At 43.5% G+C, this 17,544-nt stretch carries 12 protein-coding genes; 7 read left to right on the forward strand and 5 right to left on the reverse strand.

Going from position 1 to position 17,544, the window contains the following annotated elements; translation table 11 throughout:
• Positions 1 to 18: 18 nt before the first annotated feature.
• Together cysB and dapD are read left to right on the forward strand one after the other, a co-directional pair.
• Positions 19 to 990: an HTH-type transcriptional regulator CysB gene (gene cysB / locus DK428_RS00080; RefSeq protein ID WP_050693578.1), complete on the forward strand. Its 972-nt coding sequence runs from the start codon at positions 19 to 21 to the stop codon at positions 988 to 990.
• A 34-nt stretch (positions 991 to 1,024) separates the two neighbouring features.
• Positions 1,025 to 1,852, forward strand: coding sequence for a 2,3,4,5-tetrahydropyridine-2,6-dicarboxylate N-succinyltransferase (gene dapD / locus DK428_RS00085; protein ID WP_109063942.1), 828 nt, complete (start codon positions 1,025 to 1,027; stop codon positions 1,850 to 1,852).
• A gap of 72 nt (positions 1,853 to 1,924) precedes the next feature.
• On the opposite strand, the gene tehB is transcribed toward dapD, so the two are convergent.
• Entirely contained in the window at positions 1,925 to 2,785 is an 861-nt protein-coding gene (gene tehB, locus DK428_RS00090) for an SAM-dependent methyltransferase TehB (protein WP_050693580.1), read from the reverse strand.
• Between the two features lie 402 nt (positions 2,786 to 3,187).
• Between tehB and aceE the strand changes: the two genes are divergently transcribed.
• From aceE to DK428_RS00110, 4 genes are all read left to right on the forward strand, one after another.
• The gene (gene aceE / locus DK428_RS00095; protein WP_109063943.1) at positions 3,188 to 5,845 is read left to right on the forward strand and encodes a pyruvate dehydrogenase (acetyl-transferring), homodimeric type; all 2,658 of its coding nucleotides are present in this window, start codon (positions 3,188 to 3,190) and stop codon (positions 5,843 to 5,845) included.
• 87 nt (positions 5,846 to 5,932) lie between these two features.
• The gene (gene aceF, locus DK428_RS00100) at positions 5,933 to 7,813 is read left to right on the forward strand and encodes a pyruvate dehydrogenase complex dihydrolipoyllysine-residue acetyltransferase (protein WP_109063944.1); all 1,881 of its coding nucleotides are present in this window, start codon (positions 5,933 to 5,935) and stop codon (positions 7,811 to 7,813) included.
• 90 nt (positions 7,814 to 7,903) lie between these two features.
• Positions 7,904 to 9,328, forward strand: a complete 1,425-nt coding sequence (lpdA, locus tag DK428_RS00105; RefSeq protein ID WP_103005329.1) for a dihydrolipoyl dehydrogenase — start codon at positions 7,904 to 7,906, stop codon at positions 9,326 to 9,328.
• A gap of 93 nt (positions 9,329 to 9,421) precedes the next feature.
• Complete coding sequence (locus tag DK428_RS00110) at positions 9,422 to 9,703, forward strand: hypothetical protein (RefSeq protein WP_109063945.1); 282 nt, start codon at positions 9,422 to 9,424, stop codon at positions 9,701 to 9,703.
• Positions 9,704 to 9,724: 21 nt separating this feature from the next.
• Here DK428_RS00110 and DK428_RS00115 read toward each other — a convergent pair whose 3' ends face one another.
• The 4 genes from DK428_RS00115 to malE form a co-directional block, all read right to left on the reverse strand.
• Positions 9,725 to 11,776 carry an alpha-amylase gene (locus DK428_RS00115; protein WP_109089991.1) on the reverse strand — a complete coding sequence of 684 codons (2,052 nt, stop codon included), beginning with the start codon at positions 11,774 to 11,776 and terminating at the stop codon, positions 9,725 to 9,727.
• Between the two features lie 174 nt (positions 11,777 to 11,950).
• A complete protein-coding gene (gene malG / locus DK428_RS00120) occupies positions 11,951 to 12,841 on the reverse strand; it encodes a maltose ABC transporter permease MalG (RefSeq protein WP_005703312.1) in 891 nt (296 codons plus the stop codon).
• Between the two features lie 15 nt (positions 12,842 to 12,856).
• A complete protein-coding gene (malF, locus tag DK428_RS00125; RefSeq protein WP_109063947.1) occupies positions 12,857 to 14,404 on the reverse strand; it encodes a maltose ABC transporter permease MalF in 1,548 nt (515 codons plus the stop codon).
• A 105-nt stretch (positions 14,405 to 14,509) separates the two neighbouring features.
• The gene (gene malE / locus DK428_RS00130) at positions 14,510 to 15,700 is read right to left on the reverse strand and encodes a maltose/maltodextrin ABC transporter substrate-binding protein MalE (RefSeq protein ID WP_109063948.1); all 1,191 of its coding nucleotides are present in this window, start codon (positions 15,698 to 15,700) and stop codon (positions 14,510 to 14,512) included.
• 522 nt (positions 15,701 to 16,222) lie between these two features.
• Between malE and malK the strand changes: the two genes are divergently transcribed.
• Complete coding sequence (malK, locus tag DK428_RS00135) at positions 16,223 to 17,341, forward strand: maltose/maltodextrin ABC transporter ATP-binding protein MalK (RefSeq protein WP_109063949.1); 1,119 nt, start codon at positions 16,223 to 16,225, stop codon at positions 17,339 to 17,341.
• The last annotated feature ends 203 nt before the right edge of the window (positions 17,342 to 17,544 follow it).

Consider the following 17,544-nt stretch of genomic DNA (forward strand, 5'->3'; position numbering starts at 1 on the left):
TTATTACAAGAGGAACTTATGAAATTTCAGCAACTTCGCTATGTGGTTGAGATTGTGAATCAAAATTTTAATGTCACGGAAGCGGCAAATGCGCTATTTACTTCACAACCGGGCATTAGTAAACAGGTTCGTTTATTGGAAAATGAACTGGGCTTGGAAATTTTTGATCGCAACGGCAAACACATGAAAGGGTTGACGCCTGCCGGTAAAAAAATTGTCGCTATTTCCCGTGAGTTAATGGTGAAAATGCAAGGGATTCGTTCCGTTGCCGATGAATATACTAAACCGGATCATGGCGTATTACGCATTGCTACGACAAATACGCAAGCCCGTTATATGTTGCCCTCGGTAGTAGAACGTTTCTCCAAGCGTTATCCGGATGTAAGCCTGCATATTCACCAAGGTTCACCTACACAAATTTATGATGCGCTATTATCCGGTGAAGTGGATTTGGCGATCACGACCGAAGCGCAGTATTTATTTGACGGCGTGGTATTGTTGCCTTGTTATTTATGGAATCGTTCCGTTATTGTGAAACCCGATCACCCATTAGCTAAATGTGAAAATTTAACCATTGAAGAATTGGGTAAATATCCGTTGGTGACTTATACTTTCGGTTTCACCGGCGTATCCGACTTGGACTATGCCTTTAACAGCGCGGGTATTTTACCGAACATTGTCTTTACCGCCACTGATGCGGACGTCATTAAAACCTACGTTCGTTTAGGTTTAGGTGTGGGTATTATGGCCTCTATGGCACACACGCCGGCGGACACAGATTTGGTAGCACTGAAAGCGGATCATTTATTCCGCGCCAGTATGACGCAAATCGCGTTTAAACACAGCGCATTTTTGCGTAATTATATGTATGATTTTATCAATTATTTTTCACCGCACTTAACCCGTGAAAACGTGGAAAGAGCAGAGCGTATGCATGACAATAATGCAGTAAAAAAATTATTTGATAACATCAAATTAGACGTCTTATAACCCTCATTTAACTCACATTGATATAGGAAGAAAAATGTCAAATTTACAACAAATCATTGCAAATGCGTTTGAAAAACGCGCAGAAATTACACCAAAAACAGTTGATGCGCAAACCCGTGCAGCTATTGAAGAAGTCATTGAAGGCTTAGATAGCGGCAAATACCGCGTAGCCGAAAAAATTGACGGCGAATGGGTGACTCACCAATGGTTAAAAAAAGCGGTCTTGTTATCTTTCCGTATCAATGAGAATCAAATCATTGATGGCGCAGAAACGAAATACTACGACAAAGTCGCCTTAAAATTTGCCGATTACACGGAAGAACGTTTCCAACAAGAAGGTTTCCGTGTGGTGCCATCTGCTACCGTACGTAAAGGGGCATACATTGCTAAAAATGCGGTATTAATGCCGTCTTACGTCAACATCGGCGCATATGTGGGCGAAGGTACTATGGTGGATACTTGGGCGACCGTAGGTTCCTGCGCTCAAATCGGTAAAAACGTACATTTATCCGGTGGTGTGGGTATCGGTGGCGTGTTAGAACCATTACAAGCCAACCCAACCATTATCGGTGACAACTGCTTTATCGGTGCCCGTTCTGAAGTGGTGGAAGGTGTTATCGTTGAAGATGGTTGTGTAATCTCCATGGGCGTATTTATTGGTCAATCCACCAAAATTTACGATCGTGAAACCGGTGAAGTGTTCTATGGTCGCGTACCGGCGGGTTCCGTTGTGGTCTCCGGCAGTCTTCCGTCAAAATGCGGTAAATACAGCCTTTACTGTGCTGTTATCGTGAAAAAAGTAGATGCTAAAACTTTAGGAAAAGTCGGTATCAACGAATTATTGCGTTCTATTGAAGAATAGTTAGAAAACACAATAAAAAAGACCGCACTTTATATCACAAAGTGCGGTCTTTTTCTTTTCTAAATCAGCAAATTATTTCTTTCTTGCTAACATTGTCACAAATTTCATTTTAATACGATTACCGTTTTCATCAGTTTTGTGTAATTCGCCCATATTTTCGTTGTATTCCAAGAATTCCCAGTCTTTGTAGTATTCTTTTAATTCGTTTTCAGCGAAGGTAAAAGAGAACGGCAATGGGCAAGGTACTTCCGGCGTGGACATAGCGGCTACGATTAAATTATAACCACCCGAATTGGTGTGGCTTTGCATATTCTCAAGGATTGCCGGTACGCGGGTACGATCGAGGAACATGAAGACCACGGTAGAAACAATAAAATCGTAGTTTTCTTGAATGTTGGCATCGTTGATATTGTAAAGTGCGGTCTGAATTTTCAGATTTTCTTTCTCTTTGGTTTCGTTTAAAAACATGAGGCTGTTTTCATTGTGATCCCAAGAGGTAACGTCATAACCTAACAAACTCAAATAGAGTGAGTTACGGCCTTGTCCGCAGCCTAAATCCAATACTTTACAAGGCTTAATGATTTTAGCCGCATTAACTACATCACCATGGGTAGCGGTCATGTTGTATTTTTTGCTGAAATAATCTTCTTTCGTACAATAAAATTCGAGGAAACATTCTAAATCATCGGAAAGGGCTTCCACTCGATGCCAGAGTTGAGGTTCAACAAAAGGAGTGTCTTCATTTGGAGTGAAAACATGTTCGCTAACAATATCGCCATCTTCTGTTAACACATAAAATTTGAGTTGACCTTTTAAAACGGTAATTTTTCCCCAAGTGCCAACTTTAGTGTTGTGCTTTTCTTGAAACATTTTTGGTAAGCTGTCTTTGGTCCAAATCGGCATTTTTTTGTAACAAATCAGTTCGTTTTGCATTTTTTTCTCCAACGTAAAATAGTTGAGTGCAATGGTAGGTTAAATCCTTTAAATATGCAATATTTTATTCCGATTAAGAGAATTATCAAAAGCCAAAATTGGGCGATCATATTAAGTGCGGTGGATTTTTGTACGTTTTCAAAATAGAGGTAAATTTGTCATGTGTAAAATATAGCTCGAATGGGATATTTTCAGGCGTAGAGCGAAAAATCACTACCATTTTTTCAAAAAATCTAATAAGATTTACATTATTTGTTAAAAATTTGTAATGCGCATTTTTTATACAGTAAGGCGGCAAAATTTTTACAAATTGAATCGTTTTTAGTTATTAATTCGTTGTTTAATTGCTACCAAAAAGTAGGGTTAAACGTACTTCTAACTTAATAAAATAAGGAAAAAACTATGTCAGAATTGTTAAAAAATGACGTAGATCCGATCGAAACTAACGATTGGTTGGCATCAATTGATTCGTTAATTCGTGAGGAAGGTATTGAGCGCGCTCAGTTTATTATTGATCAAGTTATGCAACAAGCTCGTGCTGGCGGTGTTTCTTTACCAAGTGGAATCACAACCGATTATGTGAATACTATTCCGGTTTCCGAGCAACCGGCTTATCCGGGAAATTTGGAAATTGAACGACGTATCCGTTCTTATGTTCGTTGGAATGCGGTAATGATGGTATTACGTGCCCAGAAAAAAGACCTTGATTTAGGTGGTCACTTATCTACTTTCCAATCAGCAGCAACGATGTATGAAGTTGGCTTCAACCATTTCTTCAAGGCAGCAACTGAGAAAAACGGCGGTGATTTAGTTTATTTCCAAGGCCATGCGGCGCCGGGGATTTATGCGCGTGCATTTGTAGAAGGACGTTTAACCGAAGATCAATTAAACAATTTCCGTCAAGAAGCCCACGGCCACGGCCTGTCTTCTTATCCTCATCCGAAATTAATGCCTGATTTCTGGCAATTCTCTACCGTTTCTATGGGGTTAGGCCCTGTAAACGCCATTTATCAAGCCCGTTTCTTGAAATACTTAGAAAATCGTGGCTTAAAAGACACCTCAGACCAAAAAGTATATGCGTTCTTGGGCGATGGTGAAATGGATGAAATCGAGTCTAAAGGTGCGTTGACTTTTGCCGCCCGCGAACATTTAGATAACTTAATTTTTGTTATTTCTTGTAACTTACAACGCTTAGACGGCCCGGTAAACGGTAACGGCAAAATCGTTCAAGAATTAGAAAGCTTGTTCGTTGGTGCCGGTTGGGAAGTGATTAAAGTGATGTGGGGTAGTCGTTGGGATAAATTATTCGCTAAAGATACTACAGGTAAATTGACTCAATTAATGATGGAAGTGGTTGATGGTGACTACTTAACATTCAAATCTAAAGACGGCGCTTACGTACGTGAACATTTCTTCGGTCGTTATCCTGAAACTGCAGCATTAGTTGCCGACATGACCGATGATGAGATTTGGTCATTACAACGTGGTGGTCATGACCCATTAAAAGTTTTCGCTGCATTCAAGAAAGCGCAAACAGCAGGTAAACCGGTTGTAATTTTAGTTCACTCCGTGAAAGGCTATAAAATTGCTGAAGCGGAAAGTAAAAATACCGCACACCAATCTAAAAAAATGTCTGTGGACAGCATTAGAGCTTACCGCGACTACTTCCACATTCCGGTGAAAGACGAAGATTTGGAAAAATTACCTTATGTTACGTTCCCGGAAGGTTCCGAAGAGTACAAATACTTGCACGAACACCGTAAAGCATTACAAGGTTATGTGCCGGCACGTCAACCAAAATTCAGCGTGGATTTCAAAGCACCTGAACTTTCCGAATTCTCTGCATTGTTAGAGGCGCAACCGCGTCCGATTTCTACCACAATGGCGTTCGTTCGTTTCTTAAACACCCTATTAAAAGACAAAGAAGTGGGCAAACACATTGTTCCAATCGTAGCGGACGAAGCGCGTACTTTCGGTATGGAGGGTTTATTCCGTCAAATCGGTATTTACAACCCACATGGTCAAAACTATGTGCCATCCGACCGTGATTTAGTAGCTTACTATCGTGAAGCGAAAGACGGTCAAGTGTTGCAAGAAGGTATCAACGAATTAGGTGCAACCTCTTCTTGGTTAGCGGCGGCAACGTCTTATTCCATTAGCAATGTACCGATGATTCCATTCTTCATCTATTACTCCATGTTCGGTTTCCAACGTGTTGGTGACTTAATGTGGGCGGCCGGTGACCAATTGGCGCGCGGCTTCATGATCGGTGGTACATCAGGTCGTACAACATTGAACGGTGAAGGGTTACAACACGAAGATGGTCACAGCCATATTCAATCCTTAACTATCCCGAACTGTGTGTCTTACGACCCAGCGTTTGCTTTTGAAGTTGCCGTTATTATGCAAGACGGTATTAATCGTATGTATGGTGAAAAACAAGAAGATGTGTTCTATTACATCACCACCTTAAACGAAATTTATGACCAACCTGCAATGCCTGCAGGTGCGGAAGAAGGTATCCGTAAAGGTCTTTATAAATTTGAAAGCGTACAAGGAAAGGATAAAGGCGAAGTACAATTGCTCGGTTCCGGTGCGATCTTGCGTCATGTGCGTGAAGCGGCTCAAATCTTGGCTAACGACTATGGTATTAGTTCCGATGTGTATAGCGCACCTTCTTTAACTGAAGCAGCGCGTGAAGGTGATGATGCTGTTCGTTGGAATATGTTACATCCAACCGAAACACCACGTGTACCATACGTTGCTCAAGTCATGAAAGACAAGCCTACTGTTGCGGCAACCGACTACATGAAACTTTTCGCAGAGCAAATCCGCGCTTATGTTCCGTCTAAACACTATCATGTGTTAGGTACTGACGGTTTCGGACGTTCCGACAGTCGTGCAAACTTACGCGATCACTTCGAAGTTGATGCACACCATGTTGTTGTTGCTGCATTACATGTGTTGGCGCAAGAAGGCACTGTTGATAAGAAAGTTGTTGCCGAAGCAATCGCGAAATACGGTTTCAATCCTGAAAGATTAAATCCGTTATACGCATAAGAAATAACGAAAAAAACGACCGCACTTACGTGCTAAAACCTCAAAGTGCGGTTAGTTTTACAAGTATTTTTAAAGGTAAAAAAACAAATGGCTAAACAAATTCAAATTCCGGATATTGGTAGTGATGAAGTTACCGTAACCGAAGTCATGGTGAAAGTTGGAGAAACTATTACTGCGGATCAATCCATCATTAACGTAGAAGGCGACAAGGCTTCCATGGAAGTTCCGGCACCTGAAGCGGGCGTGGTAAAAGAAATTTTAGTGAAAGTAGGCGATAAAGTCACTACCGGTACACCGATGCTCGTGTTAGACAGCGCTGATGCTGCACCGGCTCAAGCATCTGCAGCCGCTCCTGCGCCAACCGCAGCACCTGCTACCGCCCAAGTTATTGATGTCAACGTACCGGATATCGGTGGTGACGAAGTTAATGTTACTGATGTTATGGTAAAAGTTGGTGACCGCGTTGAAGTTGATCAATCCATCATTAACGTAGAAGGCGACAAAGCCTCTATGGAAGTACCTGCTCCTGTTGCAGGTATCGTAAAAGAAATTATCATCAAAGCCGGCGATAAAGTTTCCACTGGTACATTAATCATGCGCTTTGAAGTTGCCGGTAGCGCACCGGCTGCCGCACCTACTGCGTCAGCACCGGTAGCTGCGCCAGCCGCTCCGGTCGCAGGTGGCGTGAAAGATGTGAATATCCCGGACATCGGCGGCGATGAGGTGAATGTCACCGAAATCATGGTGAAAGTTGGTGATACCATTACGGAAGAGCAATCCTTAATTACCGTAGAAGGCGACAAAGCTTCTATGGAAGTGCCTGCTCCTTTTGCCGGTGTGGTGAAAGAAATTTTAGTAAAATCCGGTGATAAAGTCTCAACCGGTACATTAATTATGCGCTTTGAAGTTGCCGGTAGCGCACCGGTTGCGGCACCGGCACCACAAGCCGCGGCACCTGCACCGACAGCTACGCCGGCTGTAGCACCTTCTGCACCGGCAGCAACCGCTTCCGATGCCGATGTTACCGGTGCGAAAAGCTACGCTCATGCAACACCGGTTATTCGTCGTCTTGCCCGCGAGTTTGGCGTAAATCTTGATAAAGTGAAAGGTACCGGTCGTAAAGGTCGTATCTTAAAAGAAGACGTTCAGGCTTATGTGAAAGCTGCTGTGAAAGCGTTAGAAAGCGGTGCGGCTTCTGCTACAGGCGCTGCGAATGGCGCAGGCTTAGGCTTGTTACCATGGCCAAAAGTGGACTTCAGCAAGTTTGGTGAAATTGAAGAAGTTGAATTAAGCCGTATTAACAAAATCTCCGGTGCGAACTTACATCGTAACTGGGTCATGATTCCTCATGTTACCCACTTCGACAAAGCGGATATCACAGATTTAGAAGCCTTCCGTAAAGAACAAAATGCTTTGGCCGAAAAACAAAAACTTGGTGTGAAAATCACGCCGGTTGTATTCATTATGAAAGCCGTTGCCAAAGCGTTAGAAGCGTTCCCACGTTTCAACAGTTCAATTACCGAAGATGCACAACGCTTAATCTTGAAAAAATACATCAACATCGGCGTTGCGGTGGATACACCAAACGGTTTGGTTGTTCCTGTATTTAAAGATGTCAACAAAAAAGGTATTATCGAGCTTTCCCGTGAATTGGCAGAAGTTTCTAAGAAAGCCCGTGACGGTAAATTAACGGCATCCGATATGCAAGGCGGTTGTTTCACCATCTCCAGTATCGGTGGTTTGGGCACAACGCACTTTGCGCCAATCGTGAATGCGCCTGAAGTGGCGATTTTAGGTGTATCCAAATCTTCAATGGAACCAGTATGGAACGGTAAAGATTTTGCACCGCGCTTAATCCTTCCGATTTCCTTGTCATTCGACCACCGAGTCATTGACGGTGCGGATGGCGCACGTTTCATTAGCTACATCGGTTCCGTATTGGCTGATTTACGTCGTTTAGTTATGTAATCTGCAACGCCTCTCAACTGAGGGGCGTTTTTCTAATTTATCCTAATCGCAAAGTGCGGTTAGTTTTTTAAACGTTTTTACGAGGTAAAAATGAGTAAAGAAGTTAAAACCCAAGTTGTTGTACTTGGTGCAGGCCCCGCAGGTTATTCGGCAGCGTTCCGTTGTGCCGACTTAGGTTTAGAAACCGTGATTGTTGAACGTTATTCCACCTTAGGCGGTGTGTGCTTAAACGTTGGTTGTATTCCATCTAAAGCGTTATTACACGTTGCGAAAATCATTGAAGAAGCCAAACACGTTGAACATCATGGCGTAGTATTTTCTGAGCCAAAAATTGATTTAGATAAAATCCGTGCCGGTAAAGAAGGCGTGGTTTCCCGTTTAACCGGCGGGTTAGCCGGTATGGCAAAAATGCGTAAAGTTCAAGTGGTGCAAGGCGAAGCGAAATTTGCCGATTCCCACACTTTAGCAGTGACCGACAAAGACGGTAATGTCACTAACGTGAAATTTGATAATGCGATTATTGCGGCGGGCTCCCGTCCAATCGAATTGCCGTTCATTCCACACCACGATCCGCGCGTTTGGGATTCTACCGATGCGCTTGCGTTACGTGAAGTACCGAAAGAATTGTTGATCATGGGCGGCGGTATTATCGGTTTGGAAATGGGGACGGTTTATCAAGCCCTTGGTTCAAACGTTGATGTGGTTGAAATGTTCGATCAAGTTATCCCGGCTGCAGACAAAGATATCGTTAAAATCTTCACTAAACGTATTGAGCAAAAATTCAATTTAATGCTCGAAACCAAAGTGACTGCAGTTGAAGCCAAAGATGACGGCATCCATGTTTCTATGGAAGGTAAAGCAGGCAATATCACTAAACGTTATGACGCCGTATTGGTTGCGATTGGTCGTACGCCGAACGGTAAATTGCTCGATGCTGAAAAAGCCGGCGTAAACGTTGATGAACGCGGTTTTATTCGTACCGACAAACAAATGCGTACCAACGTCTCCCATATTTTCGCTATCGGCGATATCGTGGGTCAACCGATGTTAGCGCATAAAGGGGTACATGAAGGCCATGTTGCCGCTGAAGTTATCGCAGGCAAAAAACACTATTTCGATCCGAAAGTGATTCCATCCATCGCTTATACGGAGCCTGAAGTGGCTTGGGTCGGTAAAACCGAAAAAGAATGTAAAGCCGAAGGTTTGAACTACGAAGTGGCAACTTTCCCATGGGCCGCATCCGGTCGTGCAATTGCTTCCGACTGTGCAGACGGTATGACCAAATTGATTTTCGATAAAGACTCTCACCGTGTGTTAGGTGGCGCTATTGTTGGTACCAACGCAGGTGAATTGTTAGGCGAAATCGGTTTAGCCATCGAAATGGGTTGTGATGCAGAAGACATTGCATTAACCATCCACGCTCACCCAACCTTACACGAATCCGTCGGTTTAGCTGCCGAAGTGTTTGAAGGTTCGGTCACCGACTTACCAAATCCAAAAGCGAAGAAAAAATAATTTGCTTGATTAAAAATAAAGCCTTCCCAAACGGGAAGGCTTTTTTATAGCTATAATCGGTCGGCAAAAATGATTTGGTAGAGAAATTCTTTTATGCGTCTTAAACAATTTATTTTTATTAGCATTGCTATTGTGCTTTTTGCCTTTTCTCCTTTTATTGTAATGCTCATTTGGGCATATTTTGAAGCGTTACAACATGGCATCCCTTTGAGCGCATTAAACGAAGCAAATAGTTCTGCGAGCACCCTAGGGTGGTTTGCTTTAGCCACCTTACCGTTGGGCTGTCTTTGCTTGTTAGTTTTTTGGATTTTTGCGTTGTTTGATTGGTTGAGCCAAAGAAAAAGAAATGATAATGAAAAACGCACGGAAAAATGACCGCACTTTATACCAACAACCTTATTCTCCCGCCCAAATTACTACCACCTTATCGTTATCCAATTCACGGCTAAAGGCGTAGTATTTCTCCGTTTTCACGGTGGTTTGTTTACCTGCGCCGATGGCAGGGTGTGCTTGGCGGAAGTGGGCAAGTTTTTGCCAGTGGGTGAGAAGTGCTTGTTTTTCGGCGTTGTTGGTAAGTTCTTGCCAATTCATGTCGGAGCGGGTGCCTTGTATTGGGTCGGAACCTGTTGGGCCGAAGGCTCGACCGCTTTCATCGCCATAGTAAATTTGCACGGCGCCCGGAGCGAGTAGCAGTAAGCTGGCGGCAGTTTTTTGTTTGGCGACATTGTTCTCGCTGTCAGAGTGGAAAAACAAACGTGTGTCATGAGAGGAAAGATAACTGAGTACATTGAAATCGCTCAACTTACTATTCATGTCTTGATACACCTCATCCATTTGGGCAAAACAGTCGAGAGCGTTCTTCGCTTGATCTTGAAAATCGAAATTGATCATGGCGTCAAAGCCATTTTGATAATAATCGCTTTTTAATACGCCGTGTCCCCACGCTTCACCTGTCATCCAAAAGTCGTCGCCCTGAGTTTCGTGCGGGTGTTCTTCTTGCCATTGGCGCAATGCAACTTGTGCAGATTGTTTTAATTGTAACCAAGTTGATTTTTCTACATGTTTGGCTGTGTCCACGCGGAAACCGTCCACGCCATATTTACGCACCCAATCGGATAGCCAGCCGATTAAATAATCACGCACCTTGGCATTTGGTAATGGCTTGGCGTTGGTGTGTTTGTGCTGAAAAATAGGCGGTAAATCGACCGCACTTTCGCTTTCGGTTTTTAAATCGGGTAGGGAAGCGAGGGTCATTTTCAGGTCGTCAAATTTTGGACTGTCGTAATCGCCGATGTCGGAACGCACCCAATCTTTTCCCCTCCATGTTGTCCAACCGGTTTTGTCGCCGAAGTTAATATAATCGTTAAAACTGTGCCAGTTTTGACCTTGTTTCGGTATCCAATTTGTCCATTTTTCACTGAGAACAGCGTTAATTTCTTCCGGTTTCAGATAAAGCGAGCCGAACCCAAATTCTTGCATGTCGGCGAGAGTAGCATAGCCCGTGTGATTCATAACGACATCAAAAATCACTTTTATGCCGCGTTTATGCGCCTGATCGATTAGCGTTTTGAGATCGTATTCCGAGCCCATGTTTTCATCGATTTTCGTCCAATCTTGGTGATAGTAGCCGTGGTATCCGTAATGCGGAAAATCACCTTTTTCACCGCCACCGACCCAGCCGTGCATTTGTTCTAACGGAGAGCTTATCCACAACACGTTGATTCCTAGCTGTTGCAGATAATCTAATTTTTTCGTTAAGCCTTGTAAATCTCCGCCGTGGAATGTACCGATTTCTTGCATGCCGTCTTTGTGACGTCCGTAGCTGTTATCATTTTGCGGATTGCCGTTATAAAAGCGGTCGGTTAATACAAAATAGACGGTCGCATTTTTCCAGTTAAAAACGCTTGTTTTTTTAACCGCACTTTTTTCCAATAAAAGCAAACCACCGGCAAGAGGATCCGGTGTGAACGTGACTTTACCATTTTTCACCACCGCACTTTTGCCCGAGTAAGCATCACACACGGTATCGCCGTTAGAAAAAGTCTGGCTGACATCGATTTCCAATGGCTTTTTATCCCATTTCGGACAGGTTTTTGCCACGGTCTCCGATTCAGGTTGTTGTTCTATGCTAATGCGTAATGTCGGTGTTCCGCTACGCGTGTCGATTTGAGCGAGATAATTGCCGTTGCGGAAAATGCGTAACTGAGGAGCGTCACCATGACAAGATTCTAGAGAAACCGTTTGATTCAGTTTGACGGCACTTTGCGGTTGGAAACATTGATTATCCGTTTGAAATTGCAAAGGGTAAGTGCCTTTATCTAATGTTGCCTGCCCTTGAAAGAGTTGTTTTTCAGCACTATCGGACAGCGTATTAAATTGCGGGTGTTGCCATGTTGCCATTGCGTTAGTGGCGCAGAATAGGGAAAGATAAAGTAGGGATTTTTGCATGGGATGTCTCCTGGTGTCGTGATGTCTCACATTGCCGAGGGTGATTTATTCCCCTATGTTACGCAGAGTTTAACCCTATTGGGGCTGTGCTAAGTTTTCCAAAGGGGAACAACCTTATGCTTAACCTAGGGTAACTTGTTACCCTAGGTCTGAGGATTTCCAAGAGGTTATTTTTTACCCCTTCACACCACCGGCTGTTAAGCCGCCGATTAACCAACGTTGTGCCAGTAAGAATACGACGGTAATTGGGATGGCGGAAAGCACGGCAGCTGCAGCGAAGTCGCCCCATAAGTAGTTTTGTGGATAGAGATATTGTTGCATGCCGACCGCTAAGGTGTAGCTGTTCACATCGCGTAATAACAATGAGGCAACAGGCACTTCGGTAATCGCGGCGATAAAGGACAGAATGAAAACCACTGCCAAAATCGGTACGGAAAGCGGTAATAAAATCAAGCGGAAGGCTTGCCATGGGGTTGCACCGTCCAATGAGGCGGCTTCTTCCAAAGAACCGTCAATAGTTTCAAAATAACCTTTGATAGTCCAAACGTGTAATGCAATACCACCTAAATAAGCGAAAATGACGCCGCCGTGGGTGTTAAGCCCTAAGAATGGAATGTATTGTCCAAGACGATCAAATAAGGCATACAAGGCAACTAAAGAAAGCACGGCAGGGAACATTTGGAAAATTAACATGCCCTGTAACAATGTTTTTTTGCCTTTGAATTTCATCCGCGCAAAGGCGTAGGCACAGGTGGTGGAAAGCGTCACAATGCCGATGGAAGTGATGGTTGCCACTTTAATGGAGTTCCACAACCAAAGTAATACCGGGAATGGTGGCGGTGTGACGGAGCCATCGGCATGTACTACATCAAAACCGAGAGCGGCTTGCCAGTGTTCCCATGAAATTTGTTTTGGAATTAAATCACCTAATGCCAAGTTACCCGGACGCAGGGATATGCCGATAACCATTAACAACGGAAAAACAATCAAGCAAATGAATGCGATCAGAAGAATATGCGTTACCAATAAACGGTAGCGAACGGATTTAGATTGTACGATAGCCATAATTTATTCTCCCGATTAATCCAGTTTCATTTTGGTTGCTTTGATGTTGAGTAGTGCCAATCCGCCGACCAAGAGGAAAATGATGGTGGCAATGGCGGCGGCCAAACCAAAGTCTTGTGTGCCGCTGCCTTCAAAGGCGATGCGGTAGGTATAGCTTACTAACAAGTCGGTGTAACCCGCCGGTGTAGTGGTGCCGATCATGTCCGGGCGGCCGTTGGTTAATAATTGAATCAATACGAAGTTGTTAAAGTTAAAGGCAAAGGACGCAATCATTAACGGGGTTAACGGTTTTAACAGCAATGGGAAGGTGATTTTGCTGAAGTTTTGCCATGTGGAGGCTCCATCCATCGCAGAGGCTTCATATAAGTCTGACGGGATTGCTTTCAATAAGCCCATACATAAAATCATCATATACGGATAGCCCAACCAAGTATTCACGATGAGAATCATGGTTTTGGCTAAGAACGGATCATTAAACCATTCCGGGCTGATACCGAATAATTGATTCAGAATCATATTAATTTCACCAAAACTTTGGTTGAACAACCCTTTGAAAATCAAAATAGAAATAAAGGACGGTACGGCATAAGGTAAAATGAGTAATAAACGATAAACGCCTTTACCTCTTAATGCTTCCCATTGCACTACGCAGGCTAACACCATGCCGAGGATCACGGTGAAGGCAACGGTTAAGAGGGAGAACACCACAGTCCAAATGAAGATTTGTACAAACGGTTTTTGAATACCCGCATCAGTGAAGATTTTAATGAAGTTTTGCCAACCGACAGTCACGGTGAAACCGGGTTCCAATGTTTCACCCAACCATTCACCGGTTTCATTCACCGCTTGGAAAAAGCCGATATCGTTGTTGGCTTTGTAGATTTTTCCGTTTTCGTTGTTGGTTAAGAGGTTGGTTTCACTGTTGAACGTGTAACGTGGTTTTTGCTCGGAAAATTGACGCAGTGAACTCATGGTCAATTCATTGCCGCTTGGAAGCGTCACACGCATGGCTTGCAGTGTATTACGATTTTGCGTAATCACTTTAAGCGGTGCAGCCTCACCTTGCGGCGCCGGTTGCTCGGTGAGGGTAATTTGTGTATCGCTTAATTTAATGTCTTCGGATAAGAAATCTTGATTGGTCGTTTTATTGTGTAACGCCAATTTATAGTTGCCATCGGCTTGCGGATAAAGTTTGAAGTCGTATTTATCGCCGGAAAAGTAACGTTGCTCCGTTAATACGGAAACCGCCCGCTCAAAGGCAAGTTGGTTGGTGCTACTGTAATTGGTGAACGCAATGGCAATGGTCGCCACCAATGGAAACAGAATGAAAATGATCATGCCGGTAATGCCGGGATAAACATAGCGCCATGCGTAGGTTTTTTTATTGCTGAAGATATACACGCCGGAGGTTAATATTACTAAGGTTAAAATGGCGAATAAATACTCTCCTTGCGAATACATTAACATTACTAAATATAAATCAATTAGTAACACGGCACCTGCCAATAGATATTTCATCCATTGCGGCGATGGTGATTTCGCTTGAGTCGGGGATGGTTGCATAAAACACCTCGAAAAATAATAACTAACCGTCGGCGTGAAAAAACGTTTTATTTTTTCACCGCACTTTTAGGGATAAAGGGTGGCCGGAGCCACCCATAAATAGGATTATTGCTGTTTCTGGATTCGAGCGCGAGCGTCATCCAAGGCTTGTTTCACGGTTTGACGACCGCTTACCGCATTGTTGATAGCACTTTTTTCGGCATACCAGAACGAGACGATTTGCGGAATATTCGGCATGATTTCACCGTTTTGCGCATTTTCCATCGTAGCGGCAATGCGTGGATCTTTTGCCAATTTGTCTTGGTAAGATTTTAATGCTACCGCGCCCAATGGTTTGTCTTTATTGACTTGGTCTAAACCCTCATCGGTTAATAGGTAATTTTCGATAAACTCAACCGCTAAATCTTTATTCGGGCTGGCAGAGTTGATTCCCGCACTTAACACCCCGACGAATGCTTTGGAAGGTTTACCGTTTAAGGTTGGCAACACCGCAACGCCATAGTTGATTTTGCTTTTCTCAATATTGCCCCAAGACCACGGACCATTAATGGTTAACGCAGTTTCGCCTTTATTAAAGGAGGCTTCTGCAATGGCGTAATCCATATCGGCGTTAATCACTTTATTTTTCACCATATCAACGACAAATTGCAGGCCTTTTTGTGAGCCTTCATTGTTTACGCCGATGTCGTTTGTATTGTATTTGCCGTCAGCAAATTTAAATACATAACCGCCGTTAGAGGCAACCACCGGCCAAGTAAAGTAAGGTTCGGCGAGGTTCCACATGATGGCGTTTTTCTTTTCGGCTTTGAATTTTTTATCTAATTCAACGATTTCTTCCCAAGATTTTGGCGGAGTAGGGAGTAAGTCTTTGTTATAGATTAAAGAAAGGGCTTCAATAGCCACCGGATAGCCGATGATTTTACCGTTGTAGTTTTCTGCATCCCATGCGAAATCAACGAATTTATCTTTGAATTCTTTACTTGGAGAAAGCTCCGCCAATAAACCGGCTTGAGCATAACCGCCGAAACGGTCGTGCGCCCATAAAATAATGTCCGGGCCGTCACCGGTGGATGCTACTTGAGTGAATTTTTCTTCCAGTCTGTCCGGATGCTCGACTAACACGGACACGCCGGTTTCTTTTTCAAATTTTTTACCTACTTCGGCCAAGCCGTTATAACCTTTGTCACCATTGATCCAAATAACGAGTTTTCCTTCGGTCATTTTGGCCATGACAGCGGAAGACATGACTAAGCCTGCAACGGCGGTTAAGGTAAATTTAACGAGTTTGTTTTTCATGTTGTAAGTCCTTGTTGGTGATTTACTGATTCAGGAACGAATACGTTGAACTGCTTCGTCCGGAGCCTGTTTTTACGGTTTGGCGATCGGTTACTGTATTTGAGTAGCAGAATGTTCTGTATACCAAAATGCCGTCATTTGCGGAGCGTTCGGCATGATTTCACCGTTTGCCGTATGAGTGATTGCGGTAACAACCCACTTTCATTTAATAACCTGAATTATGTATAAAAGTCGCGTTTTGTTATCATCCCCCCGCCTACGCCCTCGGAACAACACTGTGATCAAGGTAACATTTTTAGTAAAAATGCGATCTGAATCACAAAAATTAAGTGTGAAAATGAGATCTGGATCACAAAAAAAATAGGTTTTTCGGGAAGAATAAAATTCTTGATTAAAAAATAGGCTATTTGTTCTAATCCCTAAAAAAATAATGAAAGGAGGATTTTTTCAATTAAGGGCTGGGCAATGATAGGCGGCAACATCCGTTGAGCAGACGTAATGACAATTTAAGAGGTTCTTATCATGGTAAATGTATCGCTACGTAATGTCGGTAAATCTTACGGCAATGTACATATTTCTAAAGACATTAATTTGGAAATTGAAGAAGGGGAGTTTGTGGTTTTTGTCGGCCCTTCCGGCTGTGGTAAATCTACCTTATTGCGCATGATTGCCGGTCTTGAAGACATTACTTCCGGCGAACTTTATATTGGTGATAAATTGGTGAATGACGTACCGCCGGCTAAGCGCGGTATTGGTATGGTGTTCCAATCTTATGCGTTATATCCGCATTTGGATGTGGCGGAGAATATGTCTTTCGGTTTGAAATTGGCCGGCGCAAGCAAAGCTGAACGTGATCAGCGGGTAAATCAGGTGGCGGAAATTTTACAACTCGCCCATTTACTCGAACGTAAACCAAAAGCCTTGTCAGGCGGACAACGCCAACGTGTGGCTATTGGTCGAACTTTAGTTTCCCAACCTGAAGTATTTTTATTAGACGAACCGCTTTCCAACCTTGATGCCGCCTTGCGTGTACAAATGCGGGTGGAGATTTCCAAGTTACACAAGCGTCTCAAACGTACCATGATTTATGTTACCCATGATCAAATTGAAGCCATGACATTGGCAGACAAGATCGTGGTGTTAAATGCAGGCGGTATTGCCCAAGTGGGAAAACCGTTAGAACTTTATCATTACCCGAAAAACCGTTTTGTCGCCGGTTTTATCGGTTCACCAAAAATGAATTTCTTGCCGGTGAAAGTGACGGCGGTGGAAAAAGAACGGGTACAAATCGAATTGCCGGATGCGAATCACCATAAATTCTGGATTCCTGTGGATGGCCGAGGTGTAAAAGTCAATGACAACCTTTCATTGGGCATTCGTCCGGAACATTTAATTCCTTCCCACCACGCGGAAGTTACCCTAAAAGGCACGGTACAAGTCGTGGAATTGTTGGGTAATGAAACTCAGATCCATTTGGAAATTCCGGAAATCAAACAACCAACTTTAATTTATCGCCAAAATGATGTGGTGTTGGTGAAAGAAGGGGATGTGATGGACATCGGTATTGTGCCTGAACGCTGTCATTTATTTAAAGAAGACGGCACGGCTTGCAGACGCTTATTCAGAGAAACCGGCGTTTAGGAAGTCTCGCATGGCCGTTCTCGCACAATACTAACAGGAACTGTAACGTCCTGTGCGAGTAAAAAGTGCGGTCATTTATTCAGTTAATTTACGCCGATTTACCCCTGAGGGAATTAAAGCCCGCTTACCTTAAAACATCAGCACCTTGTTTGCGTAATGGCAAAAAATTGCTGCCTTTTTATCGCGCAAGTGAAGGGTATCGC

The organism is Aggregatibacter kilianii (genome assembly GCF_003130255.1).
Lineage (GTDB): Bacteria > Pseudomonadota > Gammaproteobacteria > Enterobacterales > Pasteurellaceae > Aggregatibacter > Aggregatibacter kilianii.

Excerpts from the sequence above, each read along its gene's own strand:
- cysB (WP_050693578.1), top strand. The coding sequence starts at position 19 with ATGAAATTTCAGCAACTTCGCTATGTGGTTGAGATTGTGAATCAAAAT.
- dapD (WP_109063942.1), top strand. The coding sequence starts at position 1,025 with ATGTCAAATTTACAACAAATCATTGCAAATGCGTTTGAAAAACGCGCA.
- tehB (WP_050693580.1), bottom strand. The coding sequence starts at position 2,785 with ATGCAAAACGAACTGATTTGTTACAAAAAAATGCCGATTTGGACCAAA.
- aceE (WP_109063943.1), top strand. The coding sequence starts at position 3,188 with ATGTCAGAATTGTTAAAAAATGACGTAGATCCGATCGAAACTAACGAT.
- aceF (WP_109063944.1), top strand. The coding sequence starts at position 5,933 with ATGGCTAAACAAATTCAAATTCCGGATATTGGTAGTGATGAAGTTACC.
- lpdA (WP_103005329.1), top strand. The coding sequence starts at position 7,904 with ATGAGTAAAGAAGTTAAAACCCAAGTTGTTGTACTTGGTGCAGGCCCC.
- DK428_RS00110 (WP_109063945.1), top strand. The coding sequence starts at position 9,422 with ATGCGTCTTAAACAATTTATTTTTATTAGCATTGCTATTGTGCTTTTT.
- DK428_RS00115 (WP_109089991.1), bottom strand. The coding sequence starts at position 11,776 with ATGCAAAAATCCCTACTTTATCTTTCCCTATTCTGCGCCACTAACGCA.
- malG (WP_005703312.1), bottom strand. The coding sequence starts at position 12,841 with ATGGCTATCGTACAATCTAAATCCGTTCGCTACCGTTTATTGGTAACG.
- malF (WP_109063947.1), bottom strand. The coding sequence starts at position 14,404 with ATGCAACCATCCCCGACTCAAGCGAAATCACCATCGCCGCAATGGATG.
- malE (WP_109063948.1), bottom strand. The coding sequence starts at position 15,700 with ATGAAAAACAAACTCGTTAAATTTACCTTAACCGCCGTTGCAGGCTTA.
- malK (WP_109063949.1), top strand. The coding sequence starts at position 16,223 with ATGGTAAATGTATCGCTACGTAATGTCGGTAAATCTTACGGCAATGTA.